Genomic DNA, 23,850 nt, shown 5'->3' on the forward strand with positions numbered 1-23,850 from the left:
AGCACGGGACGCGCGCCGCACAAGCGGCCGCGCGTCCAAGGGGCCAGGCGACGGTGCGTTGCATGCGCGTCCGTCGCCTCCCCAAGGCAACGCAAGGATTAGGATAAGACTATGGCGATATCCACGGGCGGAGGCGGTGCCGAAAAACCGATGTCCGAAATCAACACTACGCCGCTCGTCGACGTCATGTTGGTGCTCTTGATCATCTTCCTGATCGCGGTTCCGGTTGCGATCCAGACGATCGAAAAGCTGCGCATTCCGATCATCGAGGCTGTCGAATCGAAGGACAAGGTCGAAAACCTTCTCCTCACCGTTTCGACCACCGACGATGCCGGCAAGGCTGCGGGTGAACCCGGTTATGCCGGTGCTTCGCGCAACGGCGAATGCCGCGTCTACTTCAACAACATCACGCCGGTGACCTCGCAGGAACTGCGCGACCAGGCCTTCAAGCGTCTCGATGCGATCGTGAAGCGCGAAGGTGGCCCGCAGGCCCTTCAGGCCAACCCCGATCTCGTGCCGCAGGTCCACATTCGCGGTGACGTCAACGCCCCGTGGCGCTGCGTTGCCGGTGCGATCTACAACGTCCAGATCTCGGGTTATCCGACGGTTGGTTTCATCACCAACCCGGTTGATCCGAACGGCTGACGTTCAGGCAGGAACAGGAGTAACTTTCCATGGCAATGTCAGGCGGTAGCGATGATGGCTCGCCGATGATGGACATGAACACGACGCCGCTTATCGACGTCATGCTCGTGCTCCTCATCATGTTCATCATCACCATCCCGGTTGCGACCCACTCGATCGATATCGATCTCCCGGTCGCGACTCCTCCGGACAACAATCCTCCGCCGGTCGACCCGATCCGTAACAAGGTCGTGCTCACCGCGGATGACAAGATCCTCTGGAACGGCACACAGGTTGACGGTCCGGGTCTGGCCAAGCTGCTCAAGCAGTCGCTCAGCTACCCGGTCGAACCCGAGCTGCAGTACCAGCCGGAGCCGCAAGCCAGCTATGAACTCTCGGCCTCCGTGCTGCAGGTCATCAAGGCTGCGGAAGTCACGAAGTTCGGCTTCGTGGGCAACGAACAGTTCCGCGACTTCGGCAAGTAAGCCGACTAGCGGAACCGGTCTCTCAAGGACCAATGAAGGGGCGGAGCAATCCGCCCCTTTTTTGCTGCCCGAAAGCCTTCCAGGGGTTGGGCTTTACTCTTCCTCCGGCAGGGCCACGGGATCCATTCTCATGGCCAGCGAAGCAAGGCTTTCCGCCTCCACCAGCAGGTCTTCGTCAGCCGAGCCCGAGGGGAGCGATTCGCGCCCGATCATGGACAGCGCCGGCACCGAAAGCGGGCTGATCCGATCGAGGTGGACGTGATCGATTTCACGCGCGGCCCGGTCCAGAACATCCGCCACGCGGGCCACGTCCGTCATGCGCGCGCGCGCATCGGCCCAGGCAGCCTCGATCAGCAGGTGATCCGGCTCGTACTTGCGAAGTACGTCGTAAATGAGATCGGTCGAGAACGTGACCTGCCGGCCGGACTTGCGCTTCCCGGGCTGCTGCCGTTCGACGAGACCCGATATGACGGCCACTTCGCGAAAGGCGCGGCGCAACAGGTAGGATTGCTGTACCCAGTCGACGAATTCATGCGTGAGGATGTCGGGCGACAGCAGCGCCGCCGGGTCGTCCACGGCCTTGAGCCCCCAGACGACCAGCGCATAGTCCGTGGCGACGAAGCCGAGCGGGCCAAGCCCCCGGTCTTCCATGCGCCGGGTTATGAGCATTCCCAGCGACTGGTTCGCCGGCCAGCCTTCGAACGTGTAATAGGTCGTGTAGGCGTGGCCCCGATGCGGAAAGCTCTCCACCAGCAGCCGGCCCGGCGCCGGCAGGTGGGAACGCCAGCCCTGCACCTCCAGCCATTCGCGGACATCATCCGGGAACCGTGCCCATCCTGCCTGGTCGGAAAGCATGGCGCGTACCCGATCGGCGAGATGCGTGGAGATCGGCATCCGCTGCCCCATATAGCTGGGAATGGTCGCCGAACGCCGGGCGGCCCGCACGATCAGCTCCAGATCGCGGAGGGCCTCCACCTCGAGATCCATTCCCGCAAAACGGAAGGTATCGCCGGGCTTCAGGCTGGCCCCGAAGCCTTCCTCCACCCGTCCCAGCGAACGGCCGTTGCGGAACCGAACATCCAGCATCTCCGCATCGACGATAATCCCGGCATTGAGCCGATGCCGCGCGGCATGTTCGGGATGGGTGAGCCTCCAGCGCCAGCCTGAAGTGCCATCCTTCTCCCGCACGATACGGCGGAACCGTTCGTAGGATCGCAAGGCATATCCACCGGTCGCCACGAAATCGAGCACCCTTGCGAAGATGGCCTCGTCCACCCATGCGTAAGCGAGCGAGGAGCGCACTTCCCGCAGCAGGTCCTCCTCCCGGAAAGGGCCGGAACATGCGATGGCCATGACGTGCTGCGCGAGCACGTCAAGCCCACCGGGGCGGAAGCCCTCACCGTCACGCTGGCCCTCCTGAACCGCCTCCCGGGCGGCGAAAGCCTCCAGGAATTCGAAGCGGTTGCCCGGCACCAGCAACGCCTTGCTCGGTTGGTCCAGCCGGTGATTGGCGCGTCCGATGCGTTGCAGCAGGCGCGAGGAGCCCTTTGGCGCACCCATCTGCACCACGAGATCTATATCACCCCAATCGACACCTAGATCGAGGCTGGCGGTACAGACAAGGGCCCTGAGGCGCCCTTCCGCCATCGCGCCTTCCACCTTGCGACGCGCCTCCTTCGAGAGCGAGCCGTGGTGGATTCCGATCGGCAGATTGTCCTCGTTCGCGTTCCAGATTTCCTGGAATATGTACTCCGCGAGAAAGCGGGTGTTGGTGAAGATCAGCGTGGTGCGATGCGCCTTGATCTGTTCGATGAGTTGCGGCACCGCCCAGGTTGCCGCGTGACCGCTCCATGGGATGCGCTCCGCCTGCGGCAGCAGGATCGAGACGTCGGGATCGGCCCCTTCCTCCCCCTCCACGAGTTCGACCCCGTCGATATCGCCCCATGGCGCCAGCCAACCGCGAAAGGCATCGGGATCGGCGAGCGTCGCCGACAGCCCGGCCCGTTGCAGTTCCGGCGACAGCGCCTGAAGCCGGGACAATGCCAATGCCAGCAGGTCTCCCCGTTTGCCCGTGGCAAAGGCATGGATTTCATCGATGACGACGCGCTTGAGCCCGGCGAACAGCCCCGGCGCCTCCGGATAGCTCAGCAGGAGCGAGAGCGACTCCGGGGTGGTGAGCAGGACATGCGGCGGCCGCGCCCGCTGGCGGGCCTTGCGGTCCGAGGGCGTATCGCCGCTGCGCGTCTCGATGCGGATGGGCAGGCCCATCTCCTCCACCGGCGTAAGCAGGTTGCGCTGCACGTCATGGGCAAGGGCCTTCAGCGGCGAGACGTAGAGCGTGTGCAGCCCATCCGGCGCCCTGGCGCCGCCCAGCCGCGAGGGGCAGAACGCCGAGAGGGTCGGCAGGAAGCCCGCCAGCGTCTTGCCCGCGCCGGTATCGGCGACGAGCAATGCATGATTCCCCCGGTCCGAGGCTCCCAGCATCTCCATCTGGTGGCGACGCACCCGCCAGCCGCGCGCAGAGAACCACTCCGCTATCTCCACAGGCACCGGCGGTCCGCCGGTCACGATTTCGGTCTCGAGGAGAACACGGTCTGGAACATCATCCGAGGTGGAGCATATCGGCGCCCAAGAGGAAAGCCCGAGCCCGCATCGAGGTTGCAGGTCCAATCTTCTTGCGCGCCGGGCGGGCTTGGCCGATGAATTCCCATCCCTCGCAAGGAGATCGCGCGCCGATGCCGACCGGACAGGACTTCAGCCACCTGATCGCCCTTGCCGTCAGCCTCGCCCTCGGCCTGCTGGTGGGCCTGCAGCGCGGCTGGGCGGCCCGCGAACAGGCGGACGGCACGCGCTTCGCCGGCATTCGCACTTTTGCCCTGCTCGCCCTGGCGGGAGGCGTGGCGGGCGTGATGTTCGCCGATGCCCCCGGCCCTGCCACCGTGCTCGTCGCTGCCGCCGCCGCGCTGGTGATCGCCGGCTACGTCCGCGATGCCCGCGTCAACGACCGCGTGAGCGGAACCTCGGGCGTGGTGGCCCTGCTCACCCTGGTGAGCGGGCTGCTCGTGGGCATGGGAGAGCGCCTGATCGGCACCGCGATCGCGGTCGTCATGGTCCTGCTGCTCGCCATGCGGGCACAGCTCCATGGCTGGATCGATCGCCTGAGCCAGCGCGAGGTGCTCTCGATCGCCCGCTTCGCGCTCATCGCGCTCGTCATCCTGCCGTTGCTGCCGGACCGGAACTTCGGGCCGTTCGATGCCTGGAACCCCCGCAAGCTCTGGCTGATCGTCGTGTTCGTGTCCGGCTTCTCCTTCGCGGGCTACTTCGCCACGCGGATCGTCGGCGCGGCGCGCGGCATCATCGCCACCGCGGCGGCAGGCGCACTGGTTTCCTCCACGGCCGTCACCGCCTCGATCGCCAATCGCCTGAAGGAAGACACGATCCCGGCGCCGGTCCTGGCCGCCGCGATTTCGGTTTCCTCGGTCGTGATGTTCCTGCGCGTCATGGTGCTGGCGGGATTGCTGGCACCGGCCGCCCTGCCGATGCTCGCCAAGCTCATCGCCCCGGGCCTCGTCGTCAGCCTCGGCTGCGCGGCATTCCACCTGCATCGCACCCGCTTCGTGGAAGCAGGCGACACCAGCCATGAAATGACCATCCGCAATCCGTTCGACATCGGTCCCGCACTCATGCTGACGGGGCTTGTCATGGTGCTGACCGTGGCCTCGCTCTGGGTGCTCCAGAACTTCGGAGACCGGGGCCTTGCGCTGGTCCTTGCGATCTCCGGCACGGTGGACGTCGATTCCGCGATCATCACCATGGGCGGCCTCGCCGGACGGACGCTGGATGCGCGAACCGCCGGTCTCGTCCTGTCCGTGCCGGTGGCGCTGAACACGCTGTTCAAGGGCGGCGTGGTCGCCAGCGTCGCGGGTTGGGAGAAAGGCCGGCAAGGCATCATTCCCCTGATCGCCAGCGCCATCGCGGTCGGCCTGGCCTGGCTGCTCCTGCGCTAGCCCGTAAACCCGCGCCGCAGCCCCGAAGCCGCAAGCTGGGCATCCACTTCGGCGATCAGGCGGGTCAGTCCGGCCGCCGTATCGCTCTCGGCCCGGGCGACCAGCACGTCCTGCGTATTGGATGCCCTGAGCAGCCACCAGCCGTCCGGCGTGGTAACGCGCACACCGTCGATATCCACGAACCGCGCACCGGCCCCGGCCAGACGCTCGCGCACTTCCGCGATCGCGGCGAACTTGCGGCTCTCGTCCACCTGGAATCGCAGTTCAGGCGTGTTGAGCATTTCCGGCATTGCGCCCCTGAGCGCGGTGACCGACCGCCCCAGCCGAACCGTGGCCGCCATCAGCCGCACGGCGGCATAAAGCGCATCGTCGAAGCCGTAGAAGTCGTCGGCGAAGAAGACATGGGCACTCGTCTCCCCCGCAAGCGGCGCGCCGATTTCCTTCATTTTGGACTTCATGTGGGAATGCCCGCTCTTCCACATGAGCGGCTTTCCTCCGTGGCGCGCAATGGCGCCGAACAGCGCGCCCGAGGCCTTGACGTCGGCGATCACGGCGGCACCCGGCATCCGCTGAAGCAGATCCTCGGCAAATATGCCAAGTAACTGGTCCCCCCAGATCACCCGGCCCAGCCCGTCGACAACGCCGATCCGGTCCGCGTCGCCATCAAAAGCCACTCCGAAATCGAGGTTCTTGGCAGCGACGAGCGCCTTCAGATCTGCAAGGTTGCTTTCCTCGGTCGGATCCGGGTGATGGTTGGGAAAATTCCCATCGACTTGGGTGAAAAGCAGATGGTGCTCGCCAGGCAAACGCGAAGTCAGCATTTCCAGCGCGGGCCCGGCAGCCCCGTTTCCGGCATCCCAGCCGATCCGCAACCCCCGCAAGTCGGTGGTCGCGATTCCGGCGATCCCCTCGGCGATCCGGCTGACATAGGGTTCGAGCACATCGCGGACTTCAACGCGCCCGGCGCCTTCGTCCCACTCACCGGCCGCCGCCATGGCCCCAAGGCGGAGGATATCCGCGCCGAAGAACGGGCTTCCTCCCATTACCATCTTGAAGCCATTGTGATCGGCGGGATTGTGGCTGCCAGTTATCTGAATGCCGCCCTGTACATCTTCGGCTGAGGCCTCCGCGTAATAGAGCATCGGCGTCGGCCCCAGGCCGATGCGCACCACGTCCACGCCGCTGGCCGTCAACCCTTCGACAAGAGCCGCTTCCAGCATCGGCGAACTGAGCCGCCCGTCGTAACCCACGGCAACCTTTCGGCCTCCGCCGCGGCGCAGGATCGTTGCAAAGCCGCGCCCGATCGCGCGGGCGTCCGCCGGTCCAAGGTCACGGCCGACCACACCGCGAATGTCGTATTCACGCAGGATCGTGGGATCGAACCTGTGGCTCATGCTCAGCCCTGCACGTCGCCCAGCCTTGCCAGAAGGAGATCGCGGGCCGCGTTCGCCTCATGGACCTTCTCGTTCGATCCGCCCTTGTCGGGATGGACCTGGGTGACGACGCGGCGATGCGCATCGAGAATCTCGCGGCGCCCCGCCCCTTCTGCCACGCCCAGCAGGGCGCGTGCCTGTGCATTGGCGTGGACATCGGCGAAAGACGGGCCGGGCAGCGACTTGCCCTGCCAGGGCCAGCGCCCCTTGATGAGCCGCCAGGCGATGCAGCCGAGCGCGATGAGCCAGAGAAGTTTCATTCGTCGGCGGCGAGTTCGAGGTCCGGCTCGCGGTTCGCCGGCATCGGCAGGTTCAGGCCGGCCACGAGCTGGCGCAGTTCCTGCCGGGCGACCAGATGACTGGTGCCGAGTTCGCCAAGGTGCCCCTTGTCGAGCAGGGTCAGGCCCGAAGGAAACAGCTCGCGGAAGATGACGCGCTCGGACAGCCCGTTGGAAATACGGAAGCCCACGCGCTTGGACAGTTCCAGCAGCGCGCCTTCGAGACGGCGCATGTTCTTCGCCTCGACGTGCTGGACACGGTTGCGCACCACCACCCAGTCCAGCTCCCGGCGACCCTCGTTGATGGTCTTCAGGCCGCGCTTCTTGCGGGTTTCCCACATGAGCTCGGCATAGAAGGAGAGCTTCTTCACCTTGAAGGATTCGCTCTCCACCTGGCCGATCAGGTCGAAGTCGATGAAACTGTCGTTCAGCGGCGTGACGAGCGTGTCCGCCGTCGCCGCGACATGGCGGGCGAACTGGTCGTCACGGCCCGGCGTGTCGAAGATCAGGAAGTCGTAACCTTCGGCAATGGCTTCGGAGAGCTCGTCCAGCTCGTCGATATCGTCGCCATCGTAGACGGAGAAGCGGGCGCCCGGCAGCGCGATCTCGCGGCGGCGCTCGGTTTCCACGCGATTTTCAAGGTAGCGATAGAGCGTGCGCTGGCGCGGATCGAGGTCGATCGCGGCGACCCTGGCGCCCTGATAGGCCAGCGCGATGGCCACGTGAACGGCCGTCGTTGACTTGCCGGTGCCGCCCTTTTCGTTGGCGAAGACGATGCGATGCGCTGTCACGGACCCTGTTCGCTTTCCCTGTTGCCCCCGAGCCATAGCCCGGCAAGCGAAATCAAATCCTTAACCGCCGAAGCGGGTCAAACCCATTGCCGCCCGAGGCGCGGTGCGGCTAAAGGCAGGCGCGACCCCCGGTCAAGTGCATCCTATCGGAGCAGTGACACCCAATGCAAATCCTTCACAGCCTTGATCCACTGCGCCGTGCCGTTGCCGAGCTGCGCCAGGCGGGAACGGCTTCCGGAACTCCGCAAGCAACCATAGCCCTCGTGCCGACCATGGGGGCCTTGCATGAAGGCCATCTGACACTCGTGCGCGCGGCGCGGGAAAAGGCGGATCACGTCGTCGTCTCGATCTTCGTGAACCCGCTCCAGTTCGGCGCGGGCGAGGATCTCGACAAGTATCCGCGCCAGCTCGAACGCGACTGCGCATTGCTGGAGGCCGAGGGCGTGGCCGCGGTCTGGGCCCCCACGGTCGAGGCGATGTATCCGCGAGGGTTTGCCTCCAGCATCTCGGTCTCGGGCGTCAGCGACGGCCTGTGCGGCGCCTCGCGCCCCGGCCATTTCGACGGCGTCGCCACGGTCGTATGCAAGCTGTTCCACCAGGTCCTGCCGGATGTCGCCCTGTTCGGTGAAAAGGACTGGCAGCAGCTCGCCGTGATCCGCCGCATGGCGCGCGACCTCGACCTTACGCGGCCCCATGCCGACGCCGTGCTGGGCGTGCCGACCGTGCGCGAAGTGGACGGGCTCGCCATGTCCTCGCGCAATGCCTACCTCACGCCCGAACAGCGCGAGCAGGCGGTAACACTGCCCATGGCGATGAAAGTCGCGATCGCGGGTATCGAGGCGGGCAAGGATGTTGCCGCCGCCACGGCCCGGCTGAAGGATGCGCTGCTCGCGGGCGGGTTCTCCTCGGTCGACTACGCGGAACTGCGCGACGCCGATGGTCTTGCCCTTCTGGACAGCCGTTCCGATGCCCCGATGCGCCTGCTCGTCGCGGCGCGGATCGGTTCCACCCGCCTGATCGACAATATGGCCGTCTCTCCCCGATAACCCTGCAATTCCAGGGAGAACGCGGGTTCCCCAGCGGCAATTCTCACAGGAATAGTCATTTGCCCCGAGGGATTTCGGGCCTAAAGTCTGCGGGGGTTGTGAAAGCCGCGACGGTCGCTGCGCGGCGCAACAGAGGGACGTCACCATGAAGAAGATCGCCTGCGCGCTGGCCGCGCTTGCCGTCATGACGGGCTCACCCTCGGCATTTGCCGAAGACAAGTCCTCCGCCCGCAAGATTCAGGACAAGGGCACTCAGGAAATCCCCGTGTGCCGCAAGAATCTCGGCACCGTTTCCATCGTCGAGCCGGATAACCAGTGGTGGCGCGAATTCAGCCTCGGCAGTCCCGAGGCGATCCTGCGCGTATTCGTGCAGAGGTCCGGCTGCTTCACGCTGGTCAATCGCGGCCGCTCGCTCCAGAGCAGCGCGATGGAACGCGCGCTCGCCGATCAGGGTGAGCTGCAAAAGGGCTCCAACATCGGCAAGGGCCAGATCAAGGCAGCGGATTACTTCCTCCAGCCGGACATCGTCTCCACCAACAACAATTCCGGCGGCGGCGGTCTTGGCGCGGCCCTTGGCGGCGTAGGCGGCCTGTTCGGGCGCGGCTTCGGCTCGATCGCCGGCGGCCTCAACGTCAAGAAAGGCGAGGCGAACGTCACGCTCTCCATCGTCAATTCGCGCACCACGGTCGAGGAAGCGCTGACCGAGGGTTATGCCCGCAAGTCCGACATCAGCTTCGGCGGCGGTGGCGGCGGCTTCTTCGGCGGCACGTTCGGTGCAGCCGGCGGCGGCGGCTACCAGAACACCCAGATCGGCCAGATCATCGTGCTGGCCTATCTCGATGCCTATACCAAGCTGGTCACGCAGCTTGGCGGCCTGCCCGAGAATGCCTCGGCCGCAGCCCCGCCGGCGCGCTGATCCTCTATCCGTCGCAAGATCGAAAACCATGCCGGCCGGGAAACCTCCCGACCGGCATGCGCGAAGGCGAACCATTGCCCATGAGCGGCCTGAAAACCCTCTACATCGAAGACGACGCCCGCGCCGCCCAGCAAGTGCGCGAACTGGCCGACCAGTCGGACATCGCGCTGGTCTGGGCGGCCAGCGGTCAGGAAGGGCTCAAGCTGGCCGGTGTCGAGCGTTTCGACGTCATCATCCTTGATCGCATGTTGCCCGATCTCGACGGGCTGACCATCCTGTCCCGCCTGCGTGAAAGCGGGATCGGCACGCCGGTGCTCATGCTTTCGGCGCTGGGGCGCACCACGGACCGCGCGGAAGGACTGGACGGCGGCGCTGACGACTATCTGGCCAAGCCGTTCGAGGCAGAGGAACTGCTCGCCCGGCTACGCGCCCTCCATCGCCGCGCTTCCGGACGAGAACACAGCGCGGTCATCCTCTACGGCGCGTTCGAGTGCCATGTGAAGGCCCGCACCGCCTTTCGCGACAACCGCCACCTCGCGCTCAGCCCCAAGGAGTTCGAGCTTTTCCGCTACTTCATGGAAAACGCCGGCGAAATCCTCACCCGCGAAATGCTGCTGCGAGACGTGTGGAAAATGAATTTCGATCCGCAGACCAATGTGGTGGACGTCAACATCGGCCGCCTTCGCCGCAAGCTGGAGGACGGCTTCGATCTCCCTGCGCTGGAAACCATCTGGGGCTCCGGCTACCGCCTGCTGGACGGCCGGTAGGGCGGGCATGGCCGCCGTCGTCGATATCCGCAGGTCCATCTTCGCGCAGATCGTGGCCTGGGCGATCCTGATTGCCGCGCTCATTACCTTCGGGCTCTGGCTGCTGACGAACGCCACGATCCAGCGGACCAATGCGCTGGCTCTCGAACGCGCGGTCGATGTCGATCTGGCCGGCATGGTGGACATCTACGCCAGCGGCGGCACGGTCGAGCTATCCGACCGCATCAACGATCGCCTCGCGCTTCAGCCGCGCGATGCCAATCCGGCCCACTATCTGCTTGCCGATGCCAAGGGCCGCCCACTGGCGGGGGATCTGAGAAGCTGGCCCGGTCTTCACGCCAGCCTTTCGGAAACCGGCGACGTCCAGCTGCCCGATGGCGTGCGCGCCTTTGCCCGCGCGACCCAGCTCGGCCCCGACCTGCGCCTGCTGGTCGCGCATGAATACCGCGATCTTGGGCTGCTGCTCCGGCAGGTGGCCTTTGCCTTCCTGACCGGGGGCCTGCTGGCGGTCGGCGCCGTAGCGCTCGTCGGCTGGCTCGCGGCACAGCGGCTGGCGGGACGGATCGGGCGCATCAACGCCGCCTTCCGCCATCCCGACGACGATGCGCTGACCCAGCTTGCCAGGGATTCCAAGGATCGCGACGAGATCGACGAGCTTACCCGCCATTCGGGCGAAGCCCTTGCCCGTCTGCGCCGCCTTGCCAGCGCCCAGCGCGAAACCACGGATCAGGTGGCACACGAGATGCGCACTCCGCTGATGCATCTCGACAACCGGCTGGTGAAGGCGCTGGCCGCCACGCCCGATGGGGAGATCGCCTCGCGCATCGTCGATGCCCGGCTGGAAATCCGAGGCATCATCCGCATGCTGGAGTCTCTGCTGGACATCGCCGCCAGCCAGGCCCGGCGCGGCGACCGCCACGGCCTTGCTCCCGTCGACCTGAGTCTGCTCGCCGAGCGGCTGGGCGAACTCTATGCCGACAGTGCCGAAGATTCCGGCCATCGGCTGGAGCTGGCGATCACGCCCGGGGTCATCATCGAGGGGGAAGAAATGCAGCTCACCCGCCTCATCACCAATTTGCTCGACAACGCGTTCAAGTTCGTGCCGCTGGGGGGAACCGTGCGCCTCGAACTGGCAATGGGGCCAAGACTGACGGTCTGCGACGATGGCCCCGGCGTGCCCGAAGGCGACCGGGAGCGGATCTTCGACAAGTTCAGCCGGGCCGGGAACCATGGGGCCGCCGGGGGCGGTGCGGAAGGAGCCGGCCTGGGCCTTGCCCTGTGCCGTGCCATCGCCGAGCGGCATCATCTTGAAATCGCGCTCATACCTTCGGAAAAGGGTGCCTGCTTCCTGATTGCCCCCGAGTCGAAGAAATAGAACAGAGACGATGATCGCCCTCACCCATAAAGCCCCGAAGGGCGCCGCGCTCATCGCGTTCCTCCTTGCCGTGCTCCTTCCCGGACCGGCTTCCGCGCAGGCAAGCATGGCAGCGCCCGCAGAAGGACGGGGAGAGCGCGTGGCCACCGCCCTCGCCGCTGCGCAGGACGCCCAGGGCCGGGCGGACCAAAATGCGCTTTCCGATGCCCTGCGCATCATCGACAGGTCCGGTGCCCGCCCGCTCGAAGACTGGAACGGGCCGGACCCTGTCCCAGCGTGGCGCGCGCTCCTTACCGATCGGGCGGCGGTTCCACTGCGCGGCAGCCCGCTCGGTCCGGGCTATCGCTCCGGCCAGGTTCGACCCGGCAAGAGCGAAAGCTTCCAGCAGGTCTTCCTTTCCGGCCGCAAGGCCAGCATCGCCCTTTCCTCTCCGGGCGGCGCACCGCTGAGCCTGCGGGTCGTCGATGCCGATCGCAAACAGGTCTGCGTGTCCGAAACCGCAAGGCAGGCCTGCCGGTGGGTTCCGATCTTCACGCAGCGATATGTGATCGAAGTGCGCAACAGCGGCGAAAGCCAGGCCAGCTACTTCCTCGTCGTGGACTGATCGTCCCGGCGGCAATGCTCCTTCCACCTGCAGGGTGGGACATTTTCGCCTGATGACGAGCGGCAGGATTGGGGTTAGACGGCTGTTCGTGGGCACTCTTCGGCATTTCTTCCGGGCTTCTCCCGGCTTGGCAGCGCTGCTGCTGGCGGCTGCGCTGTGCCTGAAGGTCTTCGTACCGGCCGGCTACATGCCCTCCTCCCAGGGCGGCGCGCTGGTGGTGGAATTGTGCTCCGGCTCCGCTCCGGCAGGCTCGAAGGTTGTCATCCAGATCGAGCGCAAGGCCGGAAGCGGCGGACACGACGACGCCGGCAAGACGATGGACCATCCCTGCGCCTTCTCGTCGCATTCGGCCGCCGCGCTCGGCGGGCCGATAGCCTTGCTGCTGGTCGCGGCGCTGCTCCACGTTTTCGTGGCCGCCATCCTGCGCGATCCGCTGGTGCTGCGCGCTGCCGCCCCCCGAATTCGCCCACCCTTGCGAGGGCCGCCCGCGCTCGCCTGATCCCGTTGCCATGCCGCAAGCCCTTGTGCCCGCGGCATTTCATGCAGGTGCCGCCCGCTTTCCCGGGGACACCTCGCACATGGACGCGCTTGCCGCCGCAAGGCAGCGCTTCCCGATCAGGTGAATATCCACGATGTCCCGATTCCTGCTCGCGCTCGGCGCGGCTCCGCTTGCCTTCTGTTCTGTCCCCGCATTGGCGGGAGAAGCCGCCGGGGAAGCCCCCGGAGATTCCATCCTCGTCGTCGGCCAGCGCAATGTACCGATCAGCCTCGACGCGCGCGGCCTCTCGGTCAGCCTTGGCGACGAACAGTTCGCGGGCGTCAACGCCCAGAACGTCGAAGACCTGATGAAATATGCCCCCGACTTTTTCGTTCGCAAACGCTACGCGGGCGATTCCAACGGCGTTCCCGGCTTTCGCGGCACCCATTCGACCCAAAGCGCCCGCACATTGGTGATGGTGGACGGTTTCACGGTGTCCAACTTCCTCGGTAATTCGTTCGCCTATTCGCCCAAGTGGGGTGTTGTCGGCCCGGGCGAAGTGAGCCAGTTCGACGTGGTCTACGGCCCCTATTCCGCCCGCTATGCCGGCAATTCGATGGGCGGCGTGGTGAACATCACCACCCGCGCGCCTGAACGGACCGAGGCTTTCGCAACGGTTCAGGGCCTCAGCCAGGCTTACGACCAATATGGCACCCACGAGACCTACCGAGGCTATTCCGCCGAAGCCGGCATGGGGTTCCGGCAGGAAAACGGGCCGTGGTCCGTGCGGCTCTCGGGCCGCCACTTCCGCAACGACGGCCACCCGCAGATGTTCTACGGGCTCACGCCATCGGTGCCGACCGGCGGCACGCCCGTCACCGGCGCGATCGTCGACCCCGGCCAGCACATGGCGAACGCACCCGGCACGGCCAGCAACCCCATTTTCGCGGCGCAAAGCCCGGCGGCGATCACGCAGGACCAGGCCAAACTGCGGCTGGGCTATGACGGCACGTCCGGCGCCACCAGCGAACTGCTGCTCGCCTACTGGCACAATCTGGACAGCCAGACCGCACCGGACTGCTATCTGCAAGACAGTTCGGGCCATGCCGTCTGCGACGGTCTCGTCTCCATCGACGGGAAGACCTACACCGCCAGCGGCGCCAACCGGTCCCGCACCATCCGCGACGAACTGTTGGCGGGGCTCAGGTTTTCCATCCCGCTGTCCGATGCGGTGACGGTGCAGGCGAGCGCCTCTACCTACCAGATCCTGCGCTCCGACGCATTTACGTCCAAGGGCTATGCAGCGGGCGAGGCGAACGGTGCCGGCACGCTCGCGCGTCAGGGGCCAACCGACTGGTACACCGGCGAGGCCGCGCTGACAGCAAGGCTCGGCGAACTGGAACTGGCTGGCGGCGGCAGCGCCAACCTCTACCGCACCGACCTTGCGACTTACACGCTGACCAACTGGCGCAGCGATGCCGGGGGCACTTTCGCCAGCCGGACCTTCGGCAAGACCCGCAACCTCGCCGCATGGGCCGAATTGCGCATGCCGGTTGACGCGGTGACGCTGACCTTGGGAGCCCGCTTCGAGGACTGGCGCGCTTTCGATGGCGGGCTTGGCCGGATCGGCACCAGCGGCCAGCCGGTCACCAACCGCTATGCCAGCCGCCATGCCCGGGGCTTTCAGCCCAAGGCCTCGGCCGAATGGGCCATCGACGCCGCTACCCGCCTGCAACTGAGCCTCGCCAGGGCCACGCGTTTTCCCACCGTGGGCGAACTGTTCCAGGGCAGCCTCGATGGTAACGGCAATTTCGACGGCAACAGCTTCGACCCGAATCTGAAGCCCGAACGCTCGACCGATGCCAACCTCCTGCTTGCCCACGATTTCGGCAAAGTGAAGCTCACCGGATCGGCGTTCTGGCAAAAGGTCAGGAACACGATCTTCTCGTTCACCGGGTTCAACCAGAACGGGGTGACGACCTCCAGCTTCAAGAACATCGACCTGACGCGCCAGTATGGCTTCGAACTGATCGCCGAAGCCCGCGATGTGCTGCTGCCGGGGCTGGACCTCGATGCGAACGCGGCATGGATCGATTCCGTCACCCTGCGGAACGACAGCGCCCCCGCCGCCGAAGGCGTGCAGTTCCCGCGCATCCCCCGCTGGCGGCTCAATGGCAACGTACGGTACCGGGTGATCCCGCCGGTCATGATCGCGATCGGCGTGCGCTATGCCAGCCGCCCCAACACCGACCTGTTCGGCCTCCAGCGAGGGGACACTTACGGCTACACCTCCGAACTCTTCGCCCTTGATGCGAAAGTGAACTGGGACGTGACCGAGCAGCTTCGGCTGAGCGCTGGCGTGGACAACATCACCAATGACCGGGCCTGGGTCTACCATCCCTATCCCCAGCGCAGCTTCCTCGTCGAAGCGGGGTGGAAGCTGTGACCGAGGTTCTCCCGGCGCCGCGCAGGGAGCGGTGGTATCGCGCGGTCTGGCGCTGGCATTTCTACGCAGGGCTGCTCTGCGTGCCGCTGGTGCTGTGGCTATCGGTGACGGGCGGGATCTATTTGTTCAAGCCGCAGATCGAAGGGCTGCTCTACGCCCCCTATCGCGATGTCGCCAACCCGGCCGGGCCGCGCCTCGTCCCCGAAGCCATTGCCGCCAGCGCCGTCTCGGCGGTGCCCGGTTCGATCCTGCACAAGTACGTCCTGCCGAAAGCGCCCGGAGATGCGGTGGAAGTGCTGGTCGGCCGGAACGGGGAGGACGTGCGGGTATGGGTCCATCCCCGGACCGGCGAGGTGCTGCACCGGGCCGCCGAAGAAAGCCGCTTCATGCGCGTGGTGTTCCGCCTCCACGGCGAGCTTCTGGCGGGCGACCGGGGATCGGCCCTTGTCGAGACCGCAGCCTGCTGGACGATCGTCATGCTGCTGACCGGCCTGTTCCTGTGGTGGCCGCGCCAGAGCGGGGGACGGCTGGCCGGTGTGCTCTATCCTCGCCTGCGCCGCGGCCGCGCGCTGTTCTGGCGGGATATCCACGCCGTCACCGGCCTGTGGATCACCATTGGCGCGCTGTTCCTCATCGCCTCCGGCCTGCCCTGGGCCAACGCCTGGGGAGATTACTTCCGGCAGGTCCGGGCGATTACCGGTACGCTTGACGGCAAGCAGGACTGGTCGGCCGGTTCCGGCGCGGAAACCCGCGAGCGCGTTCGGGCGGATGCCGGGATGCGGGCGATGATGTCCGAACACGCCGAACACGGGGGCATGTCCATGATGCACATGGCCCCCGCCCCCGCAGCGCTCGATGCGGTGGTCTGGCGCGCGGAGACGCTCCGCTTCGCGGCACCGGTGGAGGTCAGCCCGCCCACCGCTCCCGGCATGCCCTGGCAAGTGCGCAGCCAGGCCGAGAACCGTCCCCGGCGCGACAGCGCGGAAGTGGCCGAAAGCGGCAGGCTGATCGGCATTCAGCGCTTTGCGGACCGCCACTGGATCGACCGCACGGTGGGATACGGGGTCGCGATTCACGAGGGCGCCTGGTGGGGGCTCGCCAATCAGCTTGCCAACCTCGCGGTGCTGATCGGCCTCATGATGCTCTGCATTTCTAGCATCGTGCTGTGGTGGCGTCGCCGTCCCGGCGGGATGCTGGGCGCCCCCGCAAGCTTCGCGCCTCTGCGGCACAGTTGGGCGCTGGTCTTGCTGGTGGTGGTGCTGGCGCTGGTGATGCCGCTGTTCGGGCTCTCGCTGGCGCTGGCGGTTGTGGTGGAAGGGAGTTTCAAGCGGCTTCTTCCGCCCCTTGCCTCGTGGATGGGCTGGCGGAAGGCCTGAAACGAGGAAACGGCGGCGTTCATCCGAACGCCGCCGTCATGCCTCCGGTCAGTCGAGAACCGTCTGCTCATCGGCGGGGTCGGTATGGAATTCGTGCCACACGCCGTTGATGATGCCGAAGCCGACAGCGAGGCCGACGCCGAGAATCCATGAGAAGTACCACATCGTCGTTTCCTCAGTAGAAATCGGGATTGAGGCCGACTTCGCGCTCGGTCACCCGGCCGAACATGACCTTGTAGGCCCAGGCCGTGTAGGCCAGCACGATCGGCAGGAGGATCAGCGTCACCAGCAGCATGATGAACAGCGTCGTATGGCTGGACGATGCGTTCCACACCAGCAGGCTGGAGCGCGGATCGATCGAACTGGGCAGGATGAAGGGGAACATCGAGAGGCCGACAGAGGCGATGATGCCCAGGTTCGCCATCGATGACCCCGCGAAGACCACCGTGTCCTTGCGCCCACGAATGCCGATCAGCGCAACCAGCGGGCCGGCCAGCCCAAGAAGCGGGGCCAGCACCATCCACGGATGCGCGCCGTAGTTGGCAAGCCATGCCCCGGCCGCATGAGCCGCCTGCGCCATGCGCGGGTTCGAGGGGCCGAGCGGATCGACGGTACCGACGATCCGGTAGCCGATGTCGCCCATCGCAAGCCATACGCCGCCCGCTGCATAAAGCACGAAGGCCACGAGCGCGGCGACCTGGCCGTAACGCAGCGCCCGGTCGCGGACCGGACCGTCCTCCAGCTTGAGCGTCAACCAGCCCGCACCATGCAGGACCAGCATCGCCACGGAGACAAGGCCGCCCAGCAGGGCGAAGGGGCTGAACAGGCCGAGCAGGCTGCCTTCGTAGAAGCTGCGCATGTCGCTATCGAGCCGGAAGGGCACGCCCTGCAGGACATTGCCGACCGCCACGCCGAACACCAGCGCGGGAACGAAACCGCCGACGAAGAGCGCCCAGTCCCAGCGCGAACGCCAGGCCGGATCGGCCTTCTTCGAACGGTACTTGAAGCCCACCGGACGCAGGATGAAGGCCGAAAGCACGAGGAACATCGCAATGTAGAAGCCCGAGAAACTTACGGCATACACGTAAGGCCAGGCCGCAAAGATCGCGCCGCCGCCGAGGATGAACCACACCTGGTTGCCTTCCCAGGTGGGGCCGATGGCGTTGATCACCATGCGGCGCTCTGCGTCGGTGCGGCCCACGAAGGGCAGGAGCGAAGCCGAGCCCAGGTCGAAGCCGTCGGTCAGGGCGAAACCGATGAGCAGGATGCCCATCAGCGCCCACCAGATCAGCCGCATCGTTTCATAGTCGAAAGGTATGGACATTCTCGCCTCCGTCTTACTCGGCCGGAATGGCAGTGAAAGTGCTGGCGGGGGCACGCTCGCGAACAGGCTCACCCTCGTAGGGCTCGTAAGGTTCGGGACCGTGGCGGATCGTCGACAGCATCAGCCTGACCTCGATCACCGCCATGATTCCGTAAAGCGCGGTGAAGCCGAAGATCGTCGCCCAGATCTGGGTCGTCGTCAGGCTCGATGCGCCGAGGAAGGTCGGCAGCACACCGTCCACCGCCCAGGGCTGGCGGCCCAGTTCGGCAACGAGCCAGCCCACTTCGATCGCGATCCACGGCAGCGGCATCGCGATCAGGGCCGTGCGCAGGAACCACTTGCGGTCGAACCGGCGGCGCACGGAAAACGCGAATGCGGTGGCGAAGAAGACGATGAAGAAGAAGCCCAGCCCCGCCATGATGCGGAACATGAAGAACAGCGCCGGTACGTTGGGCACGGTGCTCCATGCGGCCTTTTCGATCGTCGCGGCATCGGCCTTGCGCGGGTCGGCGACGAAGCGCTTGAGCAGCAGGGCATAGCCGAGGTCGTTCTTGTTACGCTCCCAGGCTTCGCGCGCGACCATGTCGTTGCGATCGACCTTGAGCTTCTCCACCGCGTCGTAAGCCAGGATACCGCTGCGGATACGCTGGTCGGCGCGTTCCACCAGCGGGATGATGCCGGTAACTTCACCCGAAAGACTGCGCGTTGCGATCAGGCCCAGAACATAGGGAATCTTGATCTCGTAGCGTGTCTCGTGGGCCGAGTTGGAAGGAATGCCGAACAGGGCCAGGCCGGCGGGGGCCTTGTCGGTCTCCCACATGGCTTCCATGGCCGCCAGCTTCATCTGCTGGTTGTCGGTCAGGGCATAGCCGCTCTCGTCACCCAGCACGACGACCGAGAGCGAGGAGGCGAGGCCGAACGCCGCAGCCACGGTGAAGCTGCGCTTGGCCAGCTCGATATGGCGCCCGCGCAGGAGGTAGTAGCAGGACACGCCCAGCACGAAGACGCTGGCGCAGACGTAGCCCGCGCTGACGGTGTGGACGAACTTGGCCTGCGCAACCGGGTTGAAGAGGACGTCCTTGAAGTTGGACACTTCCATGCGCATCGTCTCGGGATTGAACACGGCGCCCGTCGGGTGCTGCATCCAGCCGTTGGCGATGAGAATCCACAGCGCCGAGAGGTTAGAGCCGACGGCGACCATGATCGTCGTCAGCAGGTGGCCGCGCTTGGAAAGCCGGTCCCAGCCGAAGAACATCAGGCCTACGAAGGTCGCTTCCAGGAAGAAGGCCATGAGGCCCTCGATCGCCAGCGGCGCACCGAAGATGTCTCCCACGTAATGCGAGTAGTAGGCCCAGTTGGTGCCGAACTCGAATTCCATGGTGAGGCCGGTAGCCACGCCGAGCACGAAATTGATGCCGAAAAGCTTGCCCCAGAACCGGGTGACGTCCCGCCAGATGGGGCGATCGGTTATGACATATACACTTTCCGTAATTACGATAATGAAGGAAAGGCCCAATGTCAAGGGAACGAAGAGAAAGTGGTACAGCGCCGTCAAGGCGAACTGCAGCCGGGATAGTTCAACCACTGCCATGTCGATCATGTCGAATCCCGCCGTTTTAGCGGCCCAAGGCATTGAGAAATGGTTGCCTTGGGCAGGTTGGTTTCGTAGGGTCGCGTTAGGCTTGCATGTGAAAGCTGTCAAACTTTACTTACATGGTTTCTTTAATTTGATCTATGTCAAATTTGCCAGTTTCTGGCTTCTCGATATTGCCGGGGCAGCGCTCTTTTCGTGGGGCATTGCGAGTGGGGTAGGCCGTATCGCCGAAGGTAGCCCCGTGCTGCTTCCCGCCGCACTTATCCTGTGCGGGGTACTTCTGCGCGCGCTGGCCACTTGCGCGGTTGACCGCCAGGCCGTGTCCGCCGCCCAGACTTCGGGCGAGGAACGGCGTGCCGGACTGTGGCGAAAGCTCCTCGGTGGAAGGCTGGCCAGCCCTTTGTCCACCGGCGAAAGCGCCACGCTTGCGCTGGACCATAACACGGCGATCGAGAATCGCGATATCCGGTTCACGCCCATACGATTCAACGCCGTAATCGGACCCATGGTGGTGGCCGCGGTCGTTGCGCCGTTCAGTTGGGTGGCCGCCGCGATCATGCTGGCCACGCTGTTGCCGTTCACGCTGGGCATGATCCTTGCCGGCACCGCCTCGCGCCGCGCCGCCGAACGCCAGCTTGCCGCACTGGGCGCTCTCTCCGGTCTGTTCGTCGATCGCGTCGCGCACCTTCCGCTGATCCGCCACTTCGGCGCCGAGGCCCGCATCGGAAAGCAGGTGCGCGCCGCCACGGGTGACGTCGCCCGGCGCACCGTCACCGTCCTGCGCACCGCCTTCCTTTCGAACGCCGTGCTGGAATTCTTCTCGGCCCTCTCCATAGCGCTCGTCGCGGTATACTGCGGATTTTCGCTGCTGGGACTGCTGCCCTTCCCCGCCCCCGAAAAGCTCACGCTGGTGCCAGCCTTCTTCGTGCTGGCCATGGCGCCGGAATTCTACCTTCCGATGCGCCGCCTCGCCGCCGCCTATCACGAGAAGCAGCTTGGCGAAGCCGCGGAAAAGGCGCTGGACGCCCTCGCTGCCGAGCCGATCGAAGCGCCCGCATCGCCCCCCGCCGCCTTCGCGGGCCTCAGCGTGGAAGGACTCGCGCTCGCCTTTCCAGGCATCGCCGTGGGGCCGCTCGATTTCGCGATGGCCGAAAACGACCTGGTCGCCCTGACCGGCCCGACCGGCAGCGGCAAGACCAGCACGCTTGCCGCCATCGCCGGCCAACTGGCTCCGGCCGCCGGCCGCGTCGCGGGGGCGAACGGCAACCCGCTGAACGCCGACAGTATCGCCTGGGCCGCCCAGCGCCCCCTGCTGGTGACCGGCACACTCGGCCGCAATCTCGCCCTCGCCTCACCCGGAACAGGGGCGGAGGAAATCCTTGCCGTGGCTCACCGCGTCGGCCTTTCCACACTTCTGGAGCAACGGGGAGGACTGGACATGCCCGTCGATCATGCCGGATCAGGCCTATCCGGCGGAGAGCGGCGCCGTATCGGCCTTGCCCGCGCTATTCTCTCCGACCGCCCGCTGATCCTCTGCGACGAACCCACTGCCGACCTCGATCCCGTTTCGGCCGCCGCGATCGTCACCCTGTTGATCGAACTTTCACGGAGCCGCTGCGTGCTCGTCGCCACCCATGACACTCTCGTCACCAGCGCCGCCCGACGGGAGATCGCCTTGTGAGCACCTCTCATTCAAGCATCGATCGTCCCGGCACCGGCCTCCTCGCCACGGCCGGACTGGCCCGCAGGCGGCTGTTCCTAGCCAGCTTCTGTGCAGCCCTCGCCGCCATCTCCGCCATCGGATTGCTGGCAGTCTCAGGCTGGTTCCTGACTGCCGCAGCGCTCGCAGGGTCGGCTGGCGTGGCCACGGCCATGGCGTTCAACTACCTGATCCCCGGCGCCGCGATTCGCCTGCTGGCCATCGTGCGCACCTTGTCCCGCTACGGCGAGCGCCTCCTTTCCCACAAGGTCGCGCTGGAGGGCATGGCCGAATTGCGCGGCTCGCTGTTCGAAAAGCTTGCCGCACAGGACAGCCGCAAAACCCCCGATACGGCGCCGGGAGAGGCCAGCACCCGGCTGATCGACGATGTCGAGGCGCTGGAAGACCTGGTGATCCGCCAGCCCGCCCGCCACGCTGCACTTGTCGCTGCCGCCACCAGCCTTGCGCTGGTCGCCTTCACCGGGCTTGCGGCGACGATCTTCCTGGCCGCGATGATGGCCGCCCTTCCCGTCCTGTTCGCGCGTATATCCCGGCGGCTCACTCACCTGCCCGCCGAAGCCGCTGCCGCCGCGCTGGGCGACTTGCGCGAACGCTACGTGGAACTGGCGGCATCGCGGGCAGAGATCGCCGCCTATGGCCTTGCAGGGCAGGCTATCGCCGAGCTAGCGCCGCTCGCCCGCAGGCTCGATCTGGCGCGCGCGAAACTGTTTCGTGCCGAGGCGCTGCAGGGCGCCCTGCTTTCGATTTACGGAGCCCTTGGCGTGGCCGGAGTGCTGTTGCTGGCCAAAGCCTCGGCGCCGCTGGTGGCGCTTGCGATGCTGGCGACGACTTCCTCGGTCGAGGCCATGGGCGGCCTTTCGCGCAGCCTGCTTCGCCGCGCCTCGCTCGCGGCGGGCCTTCGCAGGATAGCGGCACTGAACGCGCTCGACCCTGCGCTGTGTCCCACAGCAGAATCGGTGCCGGTGTCACTGACGCTGGGCGGCCGTACTTTCGAGCCCGGCGCGCGAATCGCGATTACCGGGCCGTCCGGCTCGGGCAAGACCCGCGTTCTGCTCGCCCTTGCCGGCATGGGGATGCCCACCGTTTCGCTGCGGCTTGATGGGCAGGATATTGCAAGCTGCCCGCCCCCCCAACTGCGTGCGGCGTTTGCCCTTTCGCCTCAGGACGCACCGATGCTGATCGGCAGCGTGGCCGACAACTTGCGCATTGCCCGACCGGGCCTTGGCGAAGCGGAGATGTGGGAAGCCCTCGAAACCGCCCAGTTGAAAAAGCGTATCGCCCGCAGCGAGTGCGGGCTCGACACGCCCGTTTCGGAAGGCGGCGGCATTCTGTCCGGCGGCGAACGCAAGCGGCTGTCGCTGGCCCGTGCCCTCCTGGCCGGCCGCCCCTGGCTTCTGCTGGACGAACCCAGCGAAGGACTGGACGCGGCGACCGAACAGGCACTCGTCGGCAGCCTGCGCAACTGGCTGGACTGCACCGGAACCGGCCTCGTTCTCGTGTCGCACCGCAAGGCCCCGCTGGACCTGTGCGACGTGCATGTCGCGGTAGAAACGCTCGCCTGAAGGTTCAGCGAAAGACGCGGGCGAACCGTGCCGCGCCGCTGTCAGGCGCAAGCACGGGCGCGTCTTGCGGCGGGGGGACCTCGGCCTTGCCCCCCATAACCGCGAGCGCATGCCCTATGCCGCTCATGCGTTCAGGATCGACCTGATAGAATACCTGCTTGCCGCTACGCTGCGACAGCACCAGGTCGGCCTTTCGCAGGATCGAGAGTTGCTGCGACAGGCCGGGCTGGCCGATGCCGGTAGCATCCTCGATCTCTCCCACCGAAAGCTCCCTTTCGCAAATTGCGTGGAGAATCTGGAGGCGCACCGGGTGGGCGAGGGCGCGCAGGACTTCGGCCAGGGCGTCCAGTTCTTCGGAAACGGATGGATCGGCCATGTCAGCCCCCGTCGCTCAACGGCGCGTGAAACCAGCCGGCCGGATCTTCGGACGCGAACGCCGCCTCCGCCGTTTCGCCTGGAATTCGCAAGAGATCCGCGCCCGGCTGCCAATCGGCCGGTGCCAGCCCGGAGCCGCCACGCACGCGCTGCAGCGCCGTCAGAATGCGCAACATTTCCGGGATCGAGCGGCCCACTGTCAGCGGATAGCTGTTCATCGCCTGAATCACCCCGTCCGGGTCTATGAAATAGGTCATCCGCACGGTGCCGCTGTCATGGGCATTGCTCGAGACCATGCCGTAGCCACGGGCGATCTCCATCGTCGGATCCTCGATGATCGGGAAATCAATGGTGACGCCGGTAGTATCGCGAATCAGGCGAATCCACGCGAGATGCGAATAAAGGCTGTCGACCGACAGTCCCACCAGCCTGCAACCAAGCGCCCCGAACTCCGGAGCGGCGCGGGCGAGGGCCACGACTTCGCTGGTGCAGACCGGGGTGAAGTCAGCCGGATGGGAAAACAGGATCAGCCATTCCCCCCGGCAGCTATCGAGATCAAACGGCCCCTGCGTACTGCGCGCCACGAAGCGCGGCACCACGTCGCCGATTCGCAAAGGCTGCATTGCAACGTCCCAGCCTTCCACGATTT

General features: G+C 66.0%; 22 protein-coding genes. 13 read left to right on the forward strand and 9 right to left on the reverse strand.

Going from position 1 to position 23,850, the window contains the following annotated elements:
• Nucleotides 1-111: 111 nt before the first annotated feature.
• Nucleotides 112-645 carry an ExbD/TolR family protein gene (locus tag ACLIMP_RS02440; RefSeq protein WP_185998401.1) on the forward strand — a complete coding sequence of 178 codons (534 nt, stop codon included), beginning with the start codon at nucleotides 112-114 and terminating at the stop codon, nucleotides 643-645.
• A gap of 29 nt (nucleotides 646-674) precedes the next feature.
• The gene (locus ACLIMP_RS02445) at nucleotides 675-1,109 is read left to right on the forward strand and encodes an ExbD/TolR family protein (RefSeq protein WP_054442164.1); all 435 of its coding nucleotides are present in this window, start codon (nucleotides 675-677) and stop codon (nucleotides 1,107-1,109) included.
• Between the two features lie 93 nt (nucleotides 1,110-1,202).
• On the opposite strand, the gene ACLIMP_RS02450 is transcribed toward ACLIMP_RS02445, so the two are convergent.
• On the reverse strand, nucleotides 1,203-3,677 hold the full coding sequence (locus ACLIMP_RS02450; protein ID WP_443478023.1) for a ligase-associated DNA damage response DEXH box helicase: 2,475 nt from the start codon (nucleotides 3,675-3,677) through the stop codon (nucleotides 1,203-1,205).
• Between the two features lie 167 nt (nucleotides 3,678-3,844).
• Here ACLIMP_RS02450 and ACLIMP_RS02455 point away from each other — a divergent pair, with 167 nt between their 5' ends.
• Nucleotides 3,845-5,116, forward strand: coding sequence for an MgtC/SapB family protein (locus ACLIMP_RS02455; protein ID WP_324697318.1), 1,272 nt, complete (start codon nucleotides 3,845-3,847; stop codon nucleotides 5,114-5,116).
• On the opposite strand, the gene pgmG is transcribed toward ACLIMP_RS02455, so the two are convergent.
• Genes pgmG through ACLIMP_RS02470 form a run of 3 tightly spaced genes read right to left on the reverse strand, consistent with a single transcriptional unit; the run spans nucleotide 5,113 to nucleotide 7,618 of the window.
• On the reverse strand, nucleotides 5,113-6,510 hold the full coding sequence (gene pgmG, locus ACLIMP_RS02460; protein ID WP_324697320.1) for a phosphoglucomutase/phosphomannomutase PgmG: 1,398 nt from the start codon (nucleotides 6,508-6,510) through the stop codon (nucleotides 5,113-5,115). The genes ACLIMP_RS02455 and pgmG overlap by 4 nt on opposite strands.
• 2 nt (nucleotides 6,511-6,512) lie before the next feature.
• Nucleotides 6,513-6,809, reverse strand: a complete 297-nt coding sequence (locus ACLIMP_RS02465) for a J domain-containing protein (protein ID WP_185998397.1) — start codon at nucleotides 6,807-6,809, stop codon at nucleotides 6,513-6,515.
• Entirely contained in the window at nucleotides 6,806-7,618 is an 813-nt protein-coding gene (locus ACLIMP_RS02470; protein ID WP_082370626.1) for a division plane positioning ATPase MipZ, read from the reverse strand. The genes ACLIMP_RS02465 and ACLIMP_RS02470 overlap by 4 nt, the downstream gene beginning before the upstream one ends.
• A gap of 164 nt (nucleotides 7,619-7,782) precedes the next feature.
• On the opposite strand from ACLIMP_RS02470, the gene panC reads away from it, so the two are divergent.
• From panC to ACLIMP_RS02510, 8 genes are all read left to right on the forward strand, one after another.
• On the forward strand, nucleotides 7,783-8,664 hold the full coding sequence (gene panC / locus ACLIMP_RS02475; protein WP_324697323.1) for a pantoate--beta-alanine ligase: 882 nt from the start codon (nucleotides 7,783-7,785) through the stop codon (nucleotides 8,662-8,664).
• Nucleotides 8,665-8,809: 145 nt separating this feature from the next.
• Entirely contained in the window at nucleotides 8,810-9,580 is a 771-nt protein-coding gene (locus ACLIMP_RS02480; RefSeq protein ID WP_054442159.1) for a CsgG/HfaB family protein, read from the forward strand.
• A gap of 80 nt (nucleotides 9,581-9,660) precedes the next feature.
• Complete coding sequence (locus tag ACLIMP_RS02485; protein WP_185998395.1) at nucleotides 9,661-10,347, forward strand: response regulator transcription factor; 687 nt, start codon at nucleotides 9,661-9,663, stop codon at nucleotides 10,345-10,347.
• 7 nt (nucleotides 10,348-10,354) lie between these two features.
• The gene (locus tag ACLIMP_RS02490) at nucleotides 10,355-11,722 is read left to right on the forward strand and encodes a sensor histidine kinase (RefSeq protein WP_324697326.1); all 1,368 of its coding nucleotides are present in this window, start codon (nucleotides 10,355-10,357) and stop codon (nucleotides 11,720-11,722) included.
• Between the two features lie 10 nt (nucleotides 11,723-11,732).
• The gene (locus ACLIMP_RS02495; RefSeq protein WP_324697328.1) at nucleotides 11,733-12,326 is read left to right on the forward strand and encodes a hypothetical protein; all 594 of its coding nucleotides are present in this window, start codon (nucleotides 11,733-11,735) and stop codon (nucleotides 12,324-12,326) included.
• A 127-nt stretch (nucleotides 12,327-12,453) separates the two neighbouring features.
• Complete coding sequence (locus ACLIMP_RS02500) at nucleotides 12,454-12,825, forward strand: DUF2946 family protein (RefSeq protein WP_324697331.1); 372 nt, start codon at nucleotides 12,454-12,456, stop codon at nucleotides 12,823-12,825.
• Nucleotides 12,826-12,958: 133 nt separating this feature from the next.
• Complete coding sequence (locus ACLIMP_RS02505; protein ID WP_324697333.1) at nucleotides 12,959-15,250, forward strand: TonB-dependent receptor; 2,292 nt, start codon at nucleotides 12,959-12,961, stop codon at nucleotides 15,248-15,250.
• Nucleotides 15,247-16,626, forward strand: coding sequence for a PepSY-associated TM helix domain-containing protein (locus ACLIMP_RS02510; RefSeq protein WP_324697335.1), 1,380 nt, complete (start codon nucleotides 15,247-15,249; stop codon nucleotides 16,624-16,626). The genes ACLIMP_RS02505 and ACLIMP_RS02510 overlap by 4 nt, the downstream gene beginning before the upstream one ends.
• 48 nt (nucleotides 16,627-16,674) lie before the next feature.
• Here ACLIMP_RS02510 and cydX read toward each other — a convergent pair whose 3' ends face one another.
• The 3 genes from cydX to ACLIMP_RS02525 are packed head-to-tail and all read right to left on the reverse strand — an operon-like array spanning nucleotide 16,675 to nucleotide 19,547.
• On the reverse strand, nucleotides 16,675-16,791 hold the full coding sequence (cydX, locus tag ACLIMP_RS02515) for a cytochrome bd-I oxidase subunit CydX (protein WP_082370625.1): 117 nt from the start codon (nucleotides 16,789-16,791) through the stop codon (nucleotides 16,675-16,677).
• A gap of 10 nt (nucleotides 16,792-16,801) precedes the next feature.
• Nucleotides 16,802-17,950 carry a cytochrome d ubiquinol oxidase subunit II gene (gene cydB, locus ACLIMP_RS02520; protein ID WP_324697339.1) on the reverse strand — a complete coding sequence of 383 codons (1,149 nt, stop codon included), beginning with the start codon at nucleotides 17,948-17,950 and terminating at the stop codon, nucleotides 16,802-16,804.
• A 13-nt stretch (nucleotides 17,951-17,963) separates the two neighbouring features.
• The gene (locus tag ACLIMP_RS02525) at nucleotides 17,964-19,547 is read right to left on the reverse strand and encodes a cytochrome ubiquinol oxidase subunit I (RefSeq protein ID WP_324699091.1); all 1,584 of its coding nucleotides are present in this window, start codon (nucleotides 19,545-19,547) and stop codon (nucleotides 17,964-17,966) included.
• A 130-nt stretch (nucleotides 19,548-19,677) separates the two neighbouring features.
• Between ACLIMP_RS02525 and ACLIMP_RS02530 the strand changes: the two genes are divergently transcribed.
• Nucleotides 19,678-21,225 (forward strand): ABC transporter ATP-binding protein/permease, encoded by a 1,548-nt coding sequence (locus ACLIMP_RS02530; RefSeq protein WP_292635385.1) that lies wholly within the window; start codon nucleotides 19,678-19,680, stop codon nucleotides 21,223-21,225.
• Nucleotides 21,222-22,826: an amino acid ABC transporter ATP-binding/permease protein gene (locus ACLIMP_RS02535; RefSeq protein ID WP_443478024.1), complete on the forward strand. Its 1,605-nt coding sequence runs from the start codon at nucleotides 21,222-21,224 to the stop codon at nucleotides 22,824-22,826. Before ACLIMP_RS02530 ends, ACLIMP_RS02535 begins: the two co-directional genes overlap by 4 nt.
• 4 nt (nucleotides 22,827-22,830) lie before the next feature.
• On the opposite strand, the gene ACLIMP_RS02540 is transcribed toward ACLIMP_RS02535, so the two are convergent.
• Complete coding sequence (locus ACLIMP_RS02540) at nucleotides 22,831-23,202, reverse strand: ArsR/SmtB family transcription factor (protein ID WP_185998390.1); 372 nt, start codon at nucleotides 23,200-23,202, stop codon at nucleotides 22,831-22,833.
• Nucleotide 23,203: 1 nt separating this feature from the next.
• Nucleotides 23,204-23,845 carry a peroxiredoxin gene (locus ACLIMP_RS02545; RefSeq protein WP_420719854.1) on the reverse strand — a complete coding sequence of 214 codons (642 nt, stop codon included), beginning with the start codon at nucleotides 23,843-23,845 and terminating at the stop codon, nucleotides 23,204-23,206.
• Nucleotides 23,846-23,850: the final 5 nt, after the last annotated feature.

Source organism: Novosphingobium aeonii, from assembly GCF_052279045.1.
Lineage (GTDB): Bacteria > Pseudomonadota > Alphaproteobacteria > Sphingomonadales > Sphingomonadaceae > Novosphingobium.

Bases quoted from the DNA above. Each gene is read 5' to 3' on its own strand.
- ACLIMP_RS02440 (WP_185998401.1), top strand. From the start codon at position 112: ATGGCGATATCCACGGGCGGAGGCGGTGCCGAAAAACCGATGTCCGAA.
- ACLIMP_RS02445 (WP_054442164.1), top strand. From the start codon at position 675: ATGGCAATGTCAGGCGGTAGCGATGATGGCTCGCCGATGATGGACATG.
- ACLIMP_RS02455 (WP_324697318.1), top strand. From the start codon at position 3,845: ATGCCGACCGGACAGGACTTCAGCCACCTGATCGCCCTTGCCGTCAGC.
- pgmG (WP_324697320.1), bottom strand. From the start codon at position 6,510: ATGAGCCACAGGTTCGATCCCACGATCCTGCGTGAATACGACATTCGC.
- ACLIMP_RS02465 (WP_185998397.1), bottom strand. From the start codon at position 6,809: ATGAAACTTCTCTGGCTCATCGCGCTCGGCTGCATCGCCTGGCGGCTC.
- panC (WP_324697323.1), top strand. From the start codon at position 7,783: ATGCAAATCCTTCACAGCCTTGATCCACTGCGCCGTGCCGTTGCCGAG.
- ACLIMP_RS02480 (WP_054442159.1), top strand. From the start codon at position 8,810: ATGAAGAAGATCGCCTGCGCGCTGGCCGCGCTTGCCGTCATGACGGGC.
- ACLIMP_RS02485 (WP_185998395.1), top strand. From the start codon at position 9,661: ATGAGCGGCCTGAAAACCCTCTACATCGAAGACGACGCCCGCGCCGCC.
- ACLIMP_RS02490 (WP_324697326.1), top strand. From the start codon at position 10,355: ATGGCCGCCGTCGTCGATATCCGCAGGTCCATCTTCGCGCAGATCGTG.
- ACLIMP_RS02495 (WP_324697328.1), top strand. From the start codon at position 11,733: ATGATCGCCCTCACCCATAAAGCCCCGAAGGGCGCCGCGCTCATCGCG.
- ACLIMP_RS02505 (WP_324697333.1), top strand. From the start codon at position 12,959: ATGTCCCGATTCCTGCTCGCGCTCGGCGCGGCTCCGCTTGCCTTCTGT.
- cydX (WP_082370625.1), bottom strand. From the start codon at position 16,791: ATGTGGTACTTCTCATGGATTCTCGGCGTCGGCCTCGCTGTCGGCTTC.
- cydB (WP_324697339.1), bottom strand. From the start codon at position 17,950: ATGTCCATACCTTTCGACTATGAAACGATGCGGCTGATCTGGTGGGCG.
- ACLIMP_RS02540 (WP_185998390.1), bottom strand. From the start codon at position 23,202: ATGGCCGATCCATCCGTTTCCGAAGAACTGGACGCCCTGGCCGAAGTC.